The sequence below is a fragment of the Bailinhaonella thermotolerans genome (assembly GCF_003594875.1).
In the GTDB taxonomy this organism is placed as follows: Bacteria; Actinomycetota; Actinomycetes; order Streptosporangiales; family Streptosporangiaceae; genus Bailinhaonella; species Bailinhaonella thermotolerans.
Genome location: NZ_QZEY01000002.1, coordinates 495,520 through 511,194, shown reverse-complemented (window position 1 = coordinate 511,194; position 15,675 = coordinate 495,520). Strand labels below are relative to the sequence as shown.

General features: G+C 77.9%; 10 protein-coding genes. 5 read left to right on the top strand and 5 right to left on the bottom strand.

Features of this window, described 5'->3' with window-relative positions; translation table 11 throughout:
- Nucleotides 1-4 precede the first annotated feature (4 nt).
- Nucleotides 5-1,177: a winged helix DNA-binding domain-containing protein gene (locus D5H75_RS07415; protein ID WP_202637913.1), complete on the top strand. Its 1,173-nt coding sequence runs from the start codon at nucleotides 5-7 to the stop codon at nucleotides 1,175-1,177.
- Between the two features lie 319 nt (nucleotides 1,178-1,496).
- Here D5H75_RS07415 and D5H75_RS41335 read toward each other — a convergent pair whose 3' ends face one another.
- Together D5H75_RS41335 and D5H75_RS07405 are read right to left on the bottom strand one after the other, a co-directional pair.
- Nucleotides 1,497-1,757, bottom strand: coding sequence for a hypothetical protein (locus tag D5H75_RS41335; protein WP_202637912.1), 261 nt, complete (start codon nucleotides 1,755-1,757; stop codon nucleotides 1,497-1,499).
- Between the two features lie 116 nt (nucleotides 1,758-1,873).
- Complete coding sequence (locus D5H75_RS07405) at nucleotides 1,874-2,746, bottom strand: L,D-transpeptidase (protein WP_242454040.1); 873 nt, start codon at nucleotides 2,744-2,746, stop codon at nucleotides 1,874-1,876.
- Nucleotides 2,747-2,884: 138 nt separating this feature from the next.
- Between D5H75_RS07405 and D5H75_RS07400 the strand changes: the two genes are divergently transcribed.
- From D5H75_RS07400 to bla, 3 genes are all read left to right on the top strand, one after another.
- On the top strand, nucleotides 2,885-3,577 hold the full coding sequence (locus D5H75_RS07400; RefSeq protein WP_119925576.1) for a response regulator transcription factor: 693 nt from the start codon (nucleotides 2,885-2,887) through the stop codon (nucleotides 3,575-3,577).
- Nucleotides 3,567-5,450, top strand: a complete 1,884-nt coding sequence (locus D5H75_RS07395) for a sensor histidine kinase (protein ID WP_119925575.1) — start codon at nucleotides 3,567-3,569, stop codon at nucleotides 5,448-5,450. Before D5H75_RS07400 ends, D5H75_RS07395 begins: the two co-directional genes overlap by 11 nt.
- A 316-nt stretch (nucleotides 5,451-5,766) precedes the next feature.
- Nucleotides 5,767-6,741 carry a class A beta-lactamase gene (gene bla, locus D5H75_RS07390; protein WP_119925574.1) on the top strand — a complete coding sequence of 325 codons (975 nt, stop codon included), beginning with the start codon at nucleotides 5,767-5,769 and terminating at the stop codon, nucleotides 6,739-6,741.
- A gap of 72 nt (nucleotides 6,742-6,813) precedes the next feature.
- Here the strand turns inward: bla and D5H75_RS07385 are convergent, their stop codons facing one another.
- The 3 genes from D5H75_RS07385 to D5H75_RS07375 form a co-directional block, all read right to left on the bottom strand.
- Nucleotides 6,814-9,078 (bottom strand): SulP family inorganic anion transporter, encoded by a 2,265-nt coding sequence (locus tag D5H75_RS07385; protein WP_119925573.1) that lies wholly within the window; start codon nucleotides 9,076-9,078, stop codon nucleotides 6,814-6,816.
- 93 nt (nucleotides 9,079-9,171) lie between these two features.
- Nucleotides 9,172-10,866, bottom strand: a complete 1,695-nt coding sequence (locus D5H75_RS07380) for a hypothetical protein (protein ID WP_119925572.1) — start codon at nucleotides 10,864-10,866, stop codon at nucleotides 9,172-9,174.
- 182 nt (nucleotides 10,867-11,048) lie between these two features.
- Nucleotides 11,049-11,555, bottom strand: a complete 507-nt coding sequence (locus D5H75_RS07375; protein ID WP_202637911.1) for a YbhB/YbcL family Raf kinase inhibitor-like protein — start codon at nucleotides 11,553-11,555, stop codon at nucleotides 11,049-11,051.
- Between the two features lie 134 nt (nucleotides 11,556-11,689).
- On the opposite strand from D5H75_RS07375, the gene D5H75_RS42775 reads away from it, so the two are divergent.
- The gene (locus D5H75_RS42775; protein ID WP_242454039.1) at nucleotides 11,690-15,649 is read left to right on the top strand and encodes an AfsR/SARP family transcriptional regulator; all 3,960 of its coding nucleotides are present in this window, start codon (nucleotides 11,690-11,692) and stop codon (nucleotides 15,647-15,649) included.
- Nucleotides 15,650-15,675: the final 26 nt, after the last annotated feature.

Sequence of the window (15,675 nt, the reverse complement as noted above, 5' to 3'; positions counted from 1 at the left end):
GGGCGTGCTCAGGGTCGGGCGGGAACAGGTGCTGCGGTTCCGGCTGGCGCGGCAGGGGCTCGGGAAGCCCGCCGCGGCCGGTGAGCTGGTCACGGTCGCGGGGCGGTGCTGCCCGCAGAACTCGCCCCCGGGCGCGGCGGGGCTGGCGCTGTCGGCGCGGGTGCGGGACCTGACCGGGGCGGCCGTGGCGGCGGAGCTGGAGGGCGGGACGCTGGTGCAGGCGTTCGGCCCGCGCGGCGCCCCGCACGTGTACCCCGCGCGCGACGCGGCGGTGTTCACGCGCGGCCTCCTGCCCGAGGGCGAGGAGGAGCTGCGTGAGTTCCTGCGCGGGGCGGTCCCCGCGCTGGACGGGCTGGACCTCCCCGCCCGGGAGCTGGTACGGCTGAGCGCCGAGGCGGTGGCGGAGGCCCTCGACGGGACCGAGCTGACCAAGGACGACCTGGGGCGCGCCGCGGCCCGGCGGATCACCGATCGGCTGCCCGCCGGGACGCGCGCGGGCTGGCGGGGGCGGTCGCCGTACGCCGGGGGCCAGTTCCTGGGGGAGTCGCTGGTGCGGTTCGCGCTGCCGGTGCTGTCGCTGCGCGGGCTTCTGCGCCACGGCGGCACCCGGGGGAGGTCCCCGCTGCTGCGGGGGGCGTCGCCCGCCGGGGACGGGGAGGGCGCGCGGGCGGAACTGGTCCGCAGGTACCTGCGGGCCCTGGGCCCGTCCACCCCGGAGGACCTGGCCGGGTGGGCCGGCGTGGGCGAGGCGCAGGCCCGGCGGATGTGGGAGACCGTGCGGGACGACCTGGCGGAGGTGCGGGCCGGCGACGTCCCGGCCTGGGTCCTGCGCGAGTGCCTGCCGGACCTCGAATCACCGCCGCGCGCCCCCCGCGTGCGCATGCTGGCCCCGCACGACCCCTACCTCCAGGTCCGCGACCGCGCCCTGCTCGTCCCCGACGCCGGCCTCAGGAAGCGGATCTGGCGCGCGAGCGGCAATCCCGGCGTGGTCCTCGTCGCCGGCGAGGTGCGCGCCCTCTGGCGCCCGAAGAAGACCGGCCGCCGCCTGGCCGTCACCGTCGAGCCCGTCGAGCCCGCAGCGCCCCTCCGCCCCGCCGACCACTCCGCACTGGAAGCCGAGACCACCCGCCTGGCCCATCACCGCTCCCTCGCCCTCGCCCCCCTCACCTTCCTGTGACCCGCGGTTCCCCCGCCTCCGGCCGGGCCCCCACCCGCCCGCACCTGGCCGAACGGCCTGCGCCGGACCGACTGGGCCCTGCGCGCGCCGACCGGCCTCGACGGGAACACCATGATCCACGCGGTCGGGATCGCGGTCCGGCCCGCCGGGCGGGGACGCCGTACGACCGGGTGCGGACGCCGTACGGCCGGGCGGGGACGCCGTACGGCCGGGTGCGGACGCCGTGCGGCCGGGCCGCGGGCTCGGGCCGGAGCGGGCGGGCGAGCGGAAGGCGAAGGCCCCGCCCCCGCCGGGGCGGGAACGGGGCCGGGAGGGCGGGTCAGCCCGTGTAGCGGGGGTTCGCGTCGATCGGGCGCGGGCGGGGGGCCTCGGTGGGGGCGGACCCGGGGGAGTCCGGCGGCGGGACCGGGGCGGGGGTGCCCTCGCCCGGCCGGGAGGTGGGGGTCTCCGCCGGGGCGGGGGTGGAGGCCGGGGCCGGTGCGGGGGCCGGGGCGGAGGCGGCCGCGGCGGCGGTGCCGGCGGCCCCGGCGAGCAGCCCGAAGCCCAGGGCCAGGACGGTGATCGCGGTTCGAGTGCGCATGACTTTCCTTCTCTCGGAACAGGCGGATGCCGATAAGGGGGAGGTGCCGATATGGGGGAGGTGCCGACATGGGGAGACGCCGGGAAGCGGGGTGGCGCCGGGAAGCGGGGTGGCGCTCAGGTCGTGATGAGGACCGGGGTGCCGAGGGGGAGCCGCTCCGCCATCCAGGTGATGTCGGTGTTCGAGACCCGCACGCAGCCGTGGCTGGCGCGGCTCCCGAGCGCCCCGGAGCGGTTCGTCCCGTGGATCGCGAGCTGGCCGGGCCCGCCCGCGAAGGACTTCAGGACGGGAGAGAAGCCGCTCAGGCCGAAGGCGTACGCCCCGTAGACGCCGTCCCGGTCGGCCGGCCTGACCAGTTCGGTGAGGTAGAAGAGGCCGCCCGGGGTCGGGGTGCCGCCCTCGCCCGTCGCGACCTTCCCCGAGCGCACGGCCCGGCCCCCGTGGCGGACCGTGAACCGGAACCCCTTCGCGTCGATCTCGACCCGGTACGCCGTCCGGGACAGGGTGACGTCGGCCGCGCGGACCCAGCCCGTGCTGCCGTTGGGCCGTACCGGCAGCAGCACCCTCAGCCACGCGCCCGCCGTCTCCCGCACCAGCAGGACACGCGGCGCGCCCGCCTCGTTCGGGCTGGCCAGCGACCGGCGCGGGGCGGCCGCCCCCTTTTCGGCGAAGACCGGCACCGACGCGCCCCGCGCCGTCGCGATCAGCGCGTCGCCGCCGCGAGCCCCCGCCGTCCCCGCCGGGCCGTCCCCGGAGCCCGCCGCGGAGCCCTCCCCGGAGCCGTTCGCCGCGCCGCCCCCGGGATCCCGTACGGCGGGGCCGCCGGCCCCCGTCTCCGGTATGGCTGGGCCGGCGCCCCGCCGTACGGGATCCGCGTTCCCCGGGGCCCCGCAGGCGGTCGCGCAGGCCGCGACGGCGGCGGCCAGGAGCGCGGCCGCGACGGCGCGGGCGGGTCCCCGGGCGCTTCGGTCGATCATGGACAGGCGCATGCCGGAGATGCTGCCGGGGGAATGTGAAGAACCTGTCAGGCCGCCGTGAGGATCCCGTGAGGCGCGAGCCGCCCGTGATAGCGCTTAGTCTCGGCGGCGTATCAAAAGCCGCGAAACACGCAAAAGTGGAGGTAGCGGATGTGCGCCCACGTGCTGGTGGCGGAGGACGACCTGAAGCAGGCCGAGCTGGTCCGCCGCTATCTCCAGCGTGAGGGGCACACGGTCCAGGTGGTGCACGACGGCCGCGCCGCGATCGACGAGGCCCGCCGCCGCCCGCCGGACCTGATCGTGCTCGACGTGATGATGCCCCGCGTGGACGGGCTCGACGTGTGCCGCGTGCTGCGCGCCGAGTCCGACGTCGCCGTGCTGATGCTGACCGCCAGGTCCACCGAGGACGACCTGCTGCTCGGCCTGGACCTGGGCGCGGACGACTACATGACCAAGCCCTACAGCCCCCGGGAGCTGATGGCCCGGGTGCGCACGCTGCTGCGCCGGGCCCGCCGCGCGCGGGACTCCGGCCGCGAGACGTACGTCGCGGGCCCCCTCACCGTGGACCCCCTCCGGCACACGGTGACCATGGCGGGCGCGGAGGTGTCCTGCACCCCCGCCGAGTTCCAGATCCTGCGGACGCTCGCCGCCGAGCCCGACCGCGTGTTCACCAGGGAACAGCTCCTGGAGGCCGTCAACGGGTTCGACCGGTACATCACCGCCCGCACCGTGGACGTGCACGTCATGAACCTGCGCCGCAAGATCGAGCCGGACCCGCGCAGGCCCGCGCACCTGCTGACCGTGTACGGCGTCGGCTACAAGCTGGCCGGGCATGGCGCGTAACCGCGGGCACGGCCTGCTCGTCCGCCTGCTCGCGGGCTCGGTCCTGGTCGCGATCTGCTCGATCACGGCGACGGCCTGGCTCGCCGCGACGAGCACGTCCGGCACGATCCGGCAGGAGCAGGGCGAGACGCTGGCGAGCGACGCCCGGATCAACGACGAGCTGCTGGGATACGCCGCGACCCACCGAACCTGGGACGGCGTGGCCCCGCTCGTCCGCGAGCTGGCCCGCGGCACCGGCCGCAGGATCGCCCTCACCACCGAGCCGCGCCGCGTCATCGCCGACTCCGCCGAGCCCGGCTCGCCGCTCCCCGCGCGCCCCTCGGCCGTGGTGGACCCCCTCGCCGTGGACGTGACCCTCGTGCCCTCGGCCGCCGCCGACCGCATCGACCGCCGCGCCACCGGGCCGTTCACCCTCACCGCCGCCGAGCGAGCCCGCTCCCGCGCGGCCGCCGGCCGGGTCGTGGCCTGCGCCCGCGAGCGGTACGGCGTGGCCGGCCGGGTCACCGTCGCCCCGGGCGGGCGCGCCTCCGCCGTCCTCTCGCCGGTCCCGGCGGCCACGCCGTCCGCGCCCGCCGGCGACCCCCGGGCGGCCCCCACCCCCATGCCCGCGCCGCCGGGGACGCCCGGCGAGCTCCCCCTGGGCGTGGAGGAGGCCTGCGGGGCGGACGAGCTGCGCGAACCCGTGGCGACGGAGCGCAGGGCGCTGCGCGAGCTGCAGACGCGGGTGACGGCGTGCCTGCGCCGCTCGGGCCTGTCCCCGGTCATCCTGCGGCCGGACCTCACCTGGACCGCCCGGCCCTCCCGCACGCCGGCCACCGAGCGGCAGGTCGCCGCGTGCCTGGCGGAGGAGCGCCGCGCCCAGCTCAGGCCGTACGTCGCGCCGCCGGCGGTGCTCTTCATCGGCACGCCCGAGCAGGCGGCGGGCCTCGAACTCGGCCCGGGCGGCACGCTCCGCATCACCGGGGCCGCCGCCCTCGTGCTCGTGCTCGCGGTCGGCGTGAGCGCGCTGATCGCCACCCGGCTGACCCGGCCCGTGCACGCGCTCACGGGGGCGGTGCGGCGGATGCGCGAGGGCGACGCCACCGCTCGCGTGGACGTGCGCGACCGGGGCGAGATCGGGCAGCTCGCGGCGGCGTTCAACGAGATGGCCGAGCACCTGGACCGCATGGAGCGGCAGCGCAGGGAGATGGTGAGCGACGTCTCCCACGAGCTGCGCACGCCGATCAGCAACGTGCGCGGCTGGCTGGAGGCGGCCCAGGACGGCGTGGCCGAGCTGGACCGCGAGCTGGTGGCGTCGCTGGTCGAGGAGACGCTGCTGCTCCAGCACATCGTGGACGACCTCCAGGAGCTCGCCCTGGCCGACGCCGGCAAACTCCGCCTGCACCCCGAGCCGGTCGCGGTCGCCGACCTGCTCGACCAGGTCGCCACCGTGCACCGGGGGCGCGCCGCCGCCGCCGGGCTCACCCTGCTCACCGAGGCCCCGGGCGACCCGGTGCTCCTCGCCGACCCGGTGCGCCTGCGCCAGGCCGTCGGCAACCTCGTCGTCAACGCCCTGCGTCACACCGGCCCCGGCGGCCGCGTCACCCTGCGCGCCCGCGCCACCCCCTCCGGGGTGGACATCGAGGTCGCGGACACCGGGACGGGCATCGCCCCCGAGCACCTGCCGCACGTCTTCGACCGCTTCTGGCGCGCCGACAAGTCCCGCAGCCGCCGCACCGGCGGCAGCGGGCTGGGCCTGGCCATCGTCCGCCACCTCGCCGAGCTGCACGGCGGCCGCGCGTCCGTCACCAGCGTCCCCGGCGCGGGCGCCACCTTCACGCTCAGCCTCCCGCACGCCCCGCCCGGCCACGCCCCCGTCACCGCCCGCCCCTGAGCCCCCGGCGCCTCCGGCGGCGTACGGCGGGCCTCACGCGCGTGCGCCCCCTGGGCGTACGGCGGGGCCTCATGCGCGTGCGTCCCCTGGGCGTACGGCGGGCCTCACGCGCGTGCGTCCCCGGGGCGTACGGCGGGCGCGGGCGGCCGCGGAGGCGTACGCGAGCCCGGTGAGCTGGGACGATATTGGTTCGGCGATCGATCGGACGGGGCCGGGCCTATTGGACGGCGGCGGGCGCGCTCTGGTCTGGTAGGGGCCGGGGCCCGCGCGGGAGCCGATCCGCGCGAGCCGCCCGAGAGACAGAGGGAGCCGCCGAATGCCCGCCGACCGGTCCTGGCCGTCCCGCCGCGCCCTGCTCCTGGCCGCCGCGCTCCTGCCCGCCGCCGGATGCACGGCCGCCGGGGGCCCCGCCGCGCAGGGCTCGCCGCCCGCGCCCCGCCGGACCCCGCCGGGCACCGCGCCGCCCGCCCCGAGCCCGAGCCCTACCCCGGGCCCGTCCGCGACGCCGGACCCGGCCCGCTACAGGGCGCTCGAACGGCGGCACGGCGCCCGCCTCGGGGTGTACGCGCTGAACACGGCGACCGGCGCGGTGGTGGCCCACCGGGCCGGGGAGCGGTTCGCGTTCTGCTCCACCTTCAAGACCCTGGCCGCCGCGGCCGTCCTGGACCGGTACTCCGCCGGCGGCCTGCGGAAGCGGATCAGGATCGCCGCCGATGACATCGACTCGATCTCCCCGGTCACCCGGAACCACGTCGGGGCCGGCCTGACCCTGCGGGAACTGTGCGAGGCCGCCGTCCGCCACAGCGACGGCACCGCCGCCGACCTGCTGGTGCGCGATCTCGGCGGCCCCGCGCGGTTCAACGCCTACCTGCGCGGGCTCGGCGACACGGTGACCCGCCTGGACCACTACGAACCCGAGCTGAACGCCATGCGCCCCGGCGACCCGCGCGACACCACCACCCCGGAGGCGATCGCCGGCGCCTACCGGCGGCTGATCCTCGGCGACGCGCTCCCGGAGGCCGAGCGCGCCCTGCTCACCGGCTGGCTCAAGCGCAACGCCACCCCGGTCGGCCGCCTCCGCGTCCGCGCCGGGGTGCCCCGCGGCTGGACGGTCGCCGACAAGACCGGCACCGGAAGGTACGGCAGGGCCAACGACGTCGCCGTGGTCTGGCCCCCCGGCGCGCCCCCGCTCGTGATCGCCGTCATGACCGACCGCCCCGCCCCGGCGGCCGAGCCCCGCGACGCCCTGATCGCCCAGGCCACCCGCCGCGTCGTCGCCGACCTCACCTGACGCCCTCCCGGCTCCCCCCGGCCCGTCCAGGGCGTACGGCGACGCGCGCGCCCTCCCGGGCGTACGGCGCGGTCAGGGGGAGGGGGTGTGGCGGATGGGGCGGAAGGTGTCCTGGTCCAGGAGGTGGACGCGGGCCGAGGCGATGTCGAAGTAGAGGCCGACGAGTTCGAGGTCCCCGGCCTCGACGAGGCGGCGGACGCGGGGATGGGTGAGGACGTTGTCGAGCTGCTGGATGACGTTGAGGCGGCAGAGGCGGTCCAGGTCGCCGCGCTCGCCGGACGCGGCGGGGGCGTCCGGGCCCGCGGGGTCCCCGGCGGTGAGGAAGCGGGCCAGCGTGTGGTGGCCGTGCTGGAGCCAGGAGTCGAGCCCGGGCAGGTCGGGCGTCTTGGCCCCGCCGCTGAGCAGGGCCCCCATCGCGCCGCAGCCGGAGTGGCCGCAGATCGTGATCGTGCGGACCTTGAGGACCTCGGTGGCGTACTCCAGGGCGGCCGCGACCGAGTCGTCGTGGACGGGGGCGCCGTGCCGGGGGACGAGGTTGCCGATGTTGCGGACCGTGAACAGGTCCCCGGGGCCGCTGGAGGTGATCAGGTTGGGCACGACGCGGGCGTCGGCGCAGGTGATGAACAGGTGGTTGGGGGTCTGGCGGCGGACCATGCGGGTCAGCACCGGGCGGATGAGCGGCGCGGTGGTCGCGTGGTACTCCCGGGTGCCCGCCAGCAGGTCGGCCGGGGCCGGGCGCGGCGTGACCGGCGGGGCCGGGTGCCGGTCCCGGGCCGGGCGCGGCCGGGGACCGCGGTCGGGCCAGGGGAGCCACCAGCGCACCGGGATCCCGGGCAGGGCCTTGCGGGGACGCGGGGGAGTGCCCGTGGCGGCGCCGGTGTACCACTTCTCGTGGATCTCGTCGATGTCCACCGTGCCCCCGCCGCGCTCGTGGTCGAGCCGCCAGGCGTGGATGGCCTCGAACGCGCCGTGGTCCATGAAGTCGACGTTCAGGCTCAGGTCCACGTCGGCGCCGGACGGGATCGCCCGCAGCCGCTCGGTCAGGCGGGGCACGCTCAGGAACGTCAGCGACCCGGCCACCACCGCGTGCCAGCGGTCCCCGGCCCGCTCCACCTCGACGGACACGCGGGTGAGGCGGCGCAGCGCGATCACGGCGGCCAGCCCCAGGCCGATCAGCACGCCCTCGGCCAGGCCCAGCACGACCACCCCGCCCATCGTGACGAGGTAGACCGGCAGCTCCCGGTGCCCGCGCAGGTTCCGCACGTGGCCCAGGTTGACCATCTGGACGCCGATGAACACCAGCAGCGCGGCCAGCGCCGCCATCGGGATCAGCTCGATCACCGACGCGAACGCCACCGAGAACAGCAGCACCCAGCAGCCGTGCATGATCGTGGACCAGCGGCTGCGCGCCCCCGCCCGGGCGTTGACCGTCGTGCGGACGATCACGCCCGCGACGGGCAGCCCGCCCAGGGAGCCGGACACCATGTTGGCGACGCCCTGCCCGGCCAGCTCCCGGTCCAGGTCCACGCGGGGGCCGTCGTGCATGCGGTCGGCCGCGATGGCGCACAGCAGCGACTCCACCCCGGCCAGCAGCGCGAGCGCCGCGACCCCGCCCGCGACGCCCTGCCAGGACCCCTCCGGCAGGAGCGGGCCGTTCCAGGCGGCGAACGAGTCGGGCAGGTGGACGCGGGCGATGTCCCAGCCGCCCGCCCAGGCCGCCGTGGTCGCCACGACCAGGGCCGCCAGCGGGGCGGGCACGATCCGCAGCCGCGCGGGCACGCGGGTCCAGGCCAGCAGCACGGCGATCGTGAGCAGGCCCGCCGCGACCGCGGGGGTGTGGTTGTCGATGAGCTGCCCGGGCAGCTCGCGGACGTTCTCCAGCGCCGAGCTCTGCGGCTTGCCGCCGAGCACGATGTGGAGCTGGGCGAGCGCGATGACCACGCCGACCCCGGCGAGCATGCCGTGCACGACCGCGGGCGACACCGCGAGCGCGCCCCGCGCCACGCGGAACATGCCCAGCAGGAACTGCGCCAGCCCCGCCAGCACCGTGATCATGCAGGTGGCGCGCCAGCCGTACGTCGCGACGAGCTCGGCGACGACCAGGGTGAGGCCGGCGGCGGGCCCGCTGACCTGGACGGCGGAGCCGCCGAGCGCGCCGGCGACCACCCCGCCGACCACGGCGGCGATCAGGCCGGCGAGCAGCGGGGCGCCGGAGGCGACGGCGATGCCCAGGGACAGCGGCACCGCCACGAGGAACACCACGAGGGACGCCGACAGGTCGTGCCGGAGCACGCGGCCGGCGCCGGCCCGCAGGCCGGTGGGCGCAGCAGAGTTCACACTCCGACTCTAATGGCATTCTGTGACGAACGCATTACGCGGAGTGTTCGAGTGGTCTGCGGAGTGTCCGGAGATTCGCGGGCTGTCGGCGCCTCAGCGGTAATAGTCGGGATAGTCCTGGTCGGTCTGGCCGTGGCGGCCGCGCCCGCCGTGCTTGCCCGTGGGCGCCGCCGGGTCGTACTCCTCGGGATAGGACGAGGACGCCCAGGGGTCGGTGCCCGGGGAGCTCTCGCGCCCCTCGGACCAGGGGGAGCCCGGCGGGTCGTACGACGGCGTCCCGTAGTCCGGCGCGGAGGAGCCGCCGGATCCGGGGACCGGGAGCTCGTAGGAGCCGGAGTAGCCGCCCCGGTCGTACCCGGGGGAGGAGGGGGCGTCGTCCATGGCGGCCCAGCCCGACCCGACCTCGTAGGACGAGGAGCCCCCCGAGGCGGGGTACTCGGGGTAGCCGCCGAACGGCGAGGGGGTCTCGTACGACGACGGCATCTCGTAGGAGGGGCCGCCGCTGTCGGGCCACGCCGACGGGGAGGAGTCCGGCCAGGAGGTGTACGGCGCGCCGCCCTCGCCCGGCCACGACGAGCCGGAGGAGCCCGGCGAGCCGGACGAGCCGCTTGAACCGGACGAGCCGGGCGCCGGCGTACCGGGGTCCGGGGACCAGGCGGGCCACGAGCCGGAGCCGGACGCGGAGTCGCCCGAAGCGGAGGACGAGGTGGAGGCGGAGCCGGCCGGCGCGCCGAGCGGGTCGGCGTAGTCGCGGCGCGAGCCGCCGAGCAGCGGGTCGTCGCCGTACCGGCCGCCGGGCAGCGGGCCGGAGAGGCCGTCGGACGAGCCGCGGCCCCACGAGTCGCCGGTGGAGCCGGTGGAGCCGGTGGAGCCGGCGGAGGGCCGCGCGAACGGGTCGGTGCCGGTGCGCGAGCCGTACGAGTCGCCGGACGGGCGGGTGGCGAGCGGGTCGTTCGACTGCGCCGCGAACGGGTCGGTCAGCAGGTCGGCGCGGGCGGCGCCGTCACGCCCGGCGACGCGGTTGCCGGCGCCCAGGGAGGGCGAGGCGAGCGGGTCGGCCGGGGCGGCGGACGGGGCCGGGGCGGCGGGAACGGTGTCGCGGCCGGGCAGCGCGAAGCTGACGGTCTTGGAGTCGGCGGCGTCGTAGGCCGGGCTCTTGTCGGCGGGCTTGCCGCGGGATCCGGCGCCCGCGCCGGCCGGGGGCGCGTCGAAGGCCGAGGGGGCGTCGAACGACGAGGAGCGCACCGAGTGCACCGGGTCGGTGACCGGCTTGGCGGCGGGCTGCGCGGCCATGGTCGCGGTGGCGTCGGCGTCGGCGTTCTCGGCCCGGCGGCGCCGCGAGGAGCGGGAGCCGGTGGAACGCGGCGCGGGGGAGTCGGCGCGGGGGGAATCGGCGCGGGGGGAATCGGACTCGCCCTCGGGGGCGGCCGGGCGGCTGGCGCCGCGCTTGGTCGCCAGGGCGCCGCCGAAGCCGCCCTCGTCGGCGGCCAGGCGCTCCCAGTAGTCGGCGTCGTAGTCGTCGGTGTCGCCCCACTCGTCGACGCCGCGGCGGCCGCGCGGGCCCTGCTTCGCCTTGCCCGACGGGCGCGCCGGCTGCCGGCCGCCGCGCGGGGCCTCCCGTCCGGGGTCGCCCGGACCACGCCGCTGCGGCTCGCCGCCGGCGTCGGGACGCCGCCGGGCCGCGGGCTGCCCGGCGTCCTCGGCCCGGGCCTTGGACCGGATGCCCAGTGCCACGACGACGAGTACCACCAGCACTACGGCGACGAGTCCCAGGATCACCGGAAGCATTGCACCACCCTCAAGCCATGGCCTGTCGGCGACGCCGGTGGGACCGCGCGGCCATCGACGCGATCTTCCCCTGTTGATAACCAGCGCCAGAGGATTGGATCCGATTGTGCTCGACCACTATGACCGTTGTCACACCCTACGTGAAGATCCGCGGGCTTCGTCATGAAGCGACGAGAACCGCGTCACTCAAGGTGCGCAGCGGTGATCCGCCCGCGGGCGACGGTCTGGGCGGCGATCTCGGAGAGCGCCGTCGCGACGTCGGTCCCGTCGGGCAGGTTGAGCCGCTCGCGGAGCGCGTAGACCGTGAACCGGTAGTTGTTCTCGCGCTCGCAGGGCGGCTGGTAGCCCTCCTTGCCATCGTAAGTGCGAGCCTGCCGCGCTTCCCGCGGAACGGCGTTCTCGGTGATCTCGATCTTCCTGGAGTCGATGTCGTAGATCACCCAGCGCACCGTGGCGCCGGAGGTCGTGCCGACCTCGTCCACGACGAGCGCGAGCGCCTTGGCGCCGGCGGGCACGCCCGACCAGCGCAGGGGCGGGCTGAGCTTCTCGCCGTGACAGGTGAACTGCTTGGGCAGGCGCGCGCCGTCGCGGAAGGCGGGGCTGGTGACGGTGAGGTCCGCGGGAGTGGCGCCCGAGCCGCTGCCGATCACACCGCAGCCGCTCAGCAGCAGCGCCAGCGCTCCGGTCACACCAGTGACCCGGCGCACAACCGATCTCTCTTTCCTCACCATCGCCTGCCGATCGTACGCGCTTCGCGGGGTGTTCGCGTGACATGCGGGCCGCGCCGGGGCGCGAACGTGGGGAATTCCACGACAATCGGGGCGTGGAGGAGAACCGGGCGCTGACGTTCCACGTCCTCGGCCCCCTCGTGGTCCGCGCCGGGGACACGCCGGTGGAGATCGGGGGGCCGAGACTGCGCGCACTGCTGTCCCTGCTGGCCCTGCGCGCCGGGCGCGTCGTGCCCGCGGCGGAGCTGGTCGCGGGCGTGTGGGACGCCGGGCCGCCCGCCGGGGTGACGAACGCGCTCCAGTCCCTGGTCTCCCGCCTGCGCGCCGCCCTGGGCGACCCCGCGCTGGTCGAGGGGTTCCCGTACGGCTACCGCCTGGCCGCCGACCCCGGGGCGGTGGACGCCCGCCGCTTCGAGGTCCTCGCCGCCCGCGGCCGCCTCCTCCTGCCCGGCGGGACCGCGGACGGGTTCACAGACGGGTTCACAGACGGGTTCACGGACGGGTTCACGCACGGGTTCGCGCATGGGGTCGCGGGCGGGCTGCCGGGCCGGGGGCGGGGAGGCGGGCCGGGCGGGGCTCCGGGCCGGGGGCGGGGCGGCGGGCCGGGCGGGGTGCCGGGCGGGCCCCTTGGCGGCCGGGCGGGCGGGCACCCGGCCGAGGCCGCCGCCGTCCTGCGCGAGGCCCTGTCCCTGTGGCGCGGCCCGGCCCTGGCCGACGTGCCCGGCTCCGCCGGGGCCGCCGCCGTCGCCCGGCTGGAGTCGGCCCGGCTGGAGGCCGAGGAGGACCTCGCCGAGGCCGAACTCCTCCTGGGCCGCACCGAGGGCCTCCACCGGGAGCTGGCCGCCCTCATCGCCGCGCACCCCCTCCGCGAGCGGCCCCGCGCCCTCCTCATCCGGGCCCTGCACGCCGAGGGCCGCCGGGTGGAGGCCCTGGCCGCCTACGAGGAGGCCCGCCGCGCCTTCGCCGACGCCCTGGGCGCCGACCCCGGCCCCGCCCTCACCCGACTCCACCTCCGCCTCCTCCGCGAGCCCCCGGAGCCCCCCGAACTCCTCGAACCCCTCGAACCCCTCGCGTCCCCCGAGCCCGCCGGGCGCGCCGGGCCTCCCGCCGCCCGCGCCGCCGGGCCGTACGGCTCGCGCCGGCCGGAACCGGCGGCGGGGGCGGCCGCTGCTAGCGCGGCCCCCGGAGGAGCCGGGACCTCGGATGGGCGCCCCGCGGCGGCAGGGGCGGAGCACGGCGTGGACCGGCCGCCGATCGCGGACCGGCCGGGCGCGCCGGGCGGCGGCGCGCGCGTGACCGGCCCGGGAACCGTGCCCGTCGTCCCCGTCGATGGAGGGCCCGCCGACGCGGGGCCGGGCGGCGCGGGGCCCCGTGACGCGGGGCCCGGTGGGGGCGGGCCGGGCCGGGACGGAGTCGCGGAGAGCGCCGCGTGGGCGCGGGCCACCGGGCCGTACGGCGTGGGCGGCGGCGCGGGGGCGCCGGGGCGGCTGAGCAGCTTCGTGGGGCGGGAGGAGGACCTGGCGCGCGTGTCCGCGCTGCTGCGCGAGGCGCGGCTGGTCACGCTGCTCGGGCCGGGCGGGGCGGGCAAGACGCGGCTCGCGCTGGAGGTGGCCGCGCTGGAGGGGGCGGCGCTGGAGGGGGCCGCGGAGGCGGTGCGGGTGGTGGAGCTGGCCCCGCTGCGGCGGGGCGACGGGCCGCCCGAGCCGGTGGCCGAGGCGGTGGCGGGGGCGCTCGGGCTGCGGGAGAAGTCGCTGCTGCGCCCGCCGCGGTTCGGGGCCGGCGAGGGCGGGCCCGTGGAACGGCTGGCCGCCGCGCTGGCCGGCCGCCGCGTGCTCCTGGTGCTCGACAACTGCGAGCACCTGGTCGAGGAGGTCGCGCGGCTGGCGGAGCGCCTGCTGACCGAGTGCCCCGGCGTCCGGGTGCTGGCGACGAGCCGGGAGCGGCTGGGGATCGCCGGGGAGCACTGCCACCCGGTGGAGCCGCTGCCGGTGCCGCCGGAGCGCGCCGGAGCGACGCCGGACCGCACGGGGCGGGGCGGCCCCGGGCCGGATCACGCCGGGCCGGGGCGGCCGGTGCTGGACTACCCGGCCGCGCGCCTGTTCGCGGACCGGGCGCGAGCCGTACGGCCCGACGTCGACCTGTCCGACGAGGAGGCGGTGGCGGCGATCTGCCGGGCGCTGGACGGCCTGCCGCTGGCGATCGAGCTGGCCGCCGCGCGGGCGCGCGCCCTGCCGGTGCGGCTGCTCGCCGAACGGCTGGGCGACCGGTTCCGGCTGCTCACGGGCGGGAGCCGCACCGCGCTGCCCCGGCACAGGACGCTGCGCGCGGTGGTGGAGTGGAGCTGGGACCTGCTGGACGACGCCGAGCGCGCGGTCGCCCGCCGCCTGTCCGTCTTCGCGGGCGGCGCCGACCTGGAGAGCGCCGAGATCGTCTGCGCCTCCCCGCCCGCCCCTCAAGGCCCCGCCCCCGGGAACCCCGCCCCCGGGAACCCCGGTCCCGGTTCCCGGGATCCCGGCCCCGCGGCCCCGGGGAGCGGGGATCCCGGCCCCGAGGACGTGCTGGACGTGCTGGGTCGGCTGGTGGACAAGTCGTTCGTCGTGGCCTCGGGCGGGCGGTTCCGGATGCTGCAGACCGTCGCGGCGTACTGCGCCGAGCGGCTGGCGGAGTCGGGAGAGGAGGAGCGCGTGCGGCTCGCCCACGCGCTGCGCTTCCTGGACCTGGCCGAGCGCGCCGAGCCGCTGCTGCGCACCCGCGACCAGCTCCGGTGGCTGGAACGCCTGGGCGCGGACCACGACGACCTCCTGGCCGCCCTGCGCTTCCTCATCGACATCCGCGACGTCCCCCGCGCCGTACGGCTGGCCGCCGCCCTCGGCTGGTACTGGTACCTGCGCGGCAGCCGGGGAGAGGGCGCGCGCAGGTCCCGGGAGGTGCTCGACCTGTACGAGGCGCACGGCCGCCCGGTGCCGCGCGCCGGCCGCCTCTACGCCCTGTGCCTGCTGAACAACCTCGACGCGGTCCAGCTCACGGGCGACCCCGGGCGGCTCCTCGCCGACGCCATGGCCCACCGCGACCCCCGCGACGGCGCGGACCGGCACCCGGTGGACGCCCTGCTCGAACCCGTCGCGACGGTCTTCACGGGGGAGGAGTCCGAGGCGCTGCGCCGCTTCGGCCTCCTCGTGGCCGACCCCGACCCCTGGGTGGCCGCCGCCGCGCGCATGTTCCGCGGCATCCTGCTGCTCAACCGGGGTCATGGCGAGACGGGCGCGCGGGAGCTGGACGCGGCGGCCGAGGGCTTCCACGCGCTGGGCGAGCGGTGGGGCGTCGCGTTCACCCAGTCGGTGCGGTGCGAGATCCAGGCGATGCGCGGCGACGGCCCGGGCGCGGTCGCCGCGCTGGAGGAGGCCATCCGGCTGACCGCCGAGGTCGGGGCGGACGGCGACCTCGTGCACCTGCGCCTGCGCCTCGCGCACCTGCTCGGGCTGCTCGGCCACCGGGAACGCGCCCGGGACGTGCTCGCCGCCGCGGAAGCGGCCCTGCGGGACGGCCCCGACGAGTCCTCGCTGGTCTTCCTCCACCACGTGCGCAGTGAACTGGCCCGCGTCGACGGCGACCTGGACGAGGCCGCCCGCGAGCTGGACCTGGCGACGGCCGTCCTGGACCGCTCGTCCCTGATGATCCCCCAGCTCCGGCCGCTGCTGGTGTCCTGCGCCGGTTTCCTCGCCGAGCAGCGCGGCGACGCGGCGCGCGCCCGGGCCCTGCACACCGAGGCCCGGGCCATGACCAGGGAGGGCTGGGCCGACGCCTTCATCGCCGCGCAGACCCTCGTCGGCCTGGCCGGGGCCGCCGTCCTGGAGGGCCGCCCGGGCGACGCCGCCGTGCTCCTCGGCGCCGCCGAGCGCGTGCGCGGCATGCACGACGCCTCCCACCACGACCTGCTCCGCGTCGCCGCCCGCTGCGAGGCGGAGCTCGGTCCCGCCGAATACGCCGCCGCTTTCGCCCGGGGCCGCCGCCTCGGCCCCGCCGCCGTCGAGGAGCTCGCCGCCCGCGCCCCCTGACGCCCGCCGTACGGCACGGGCCATGC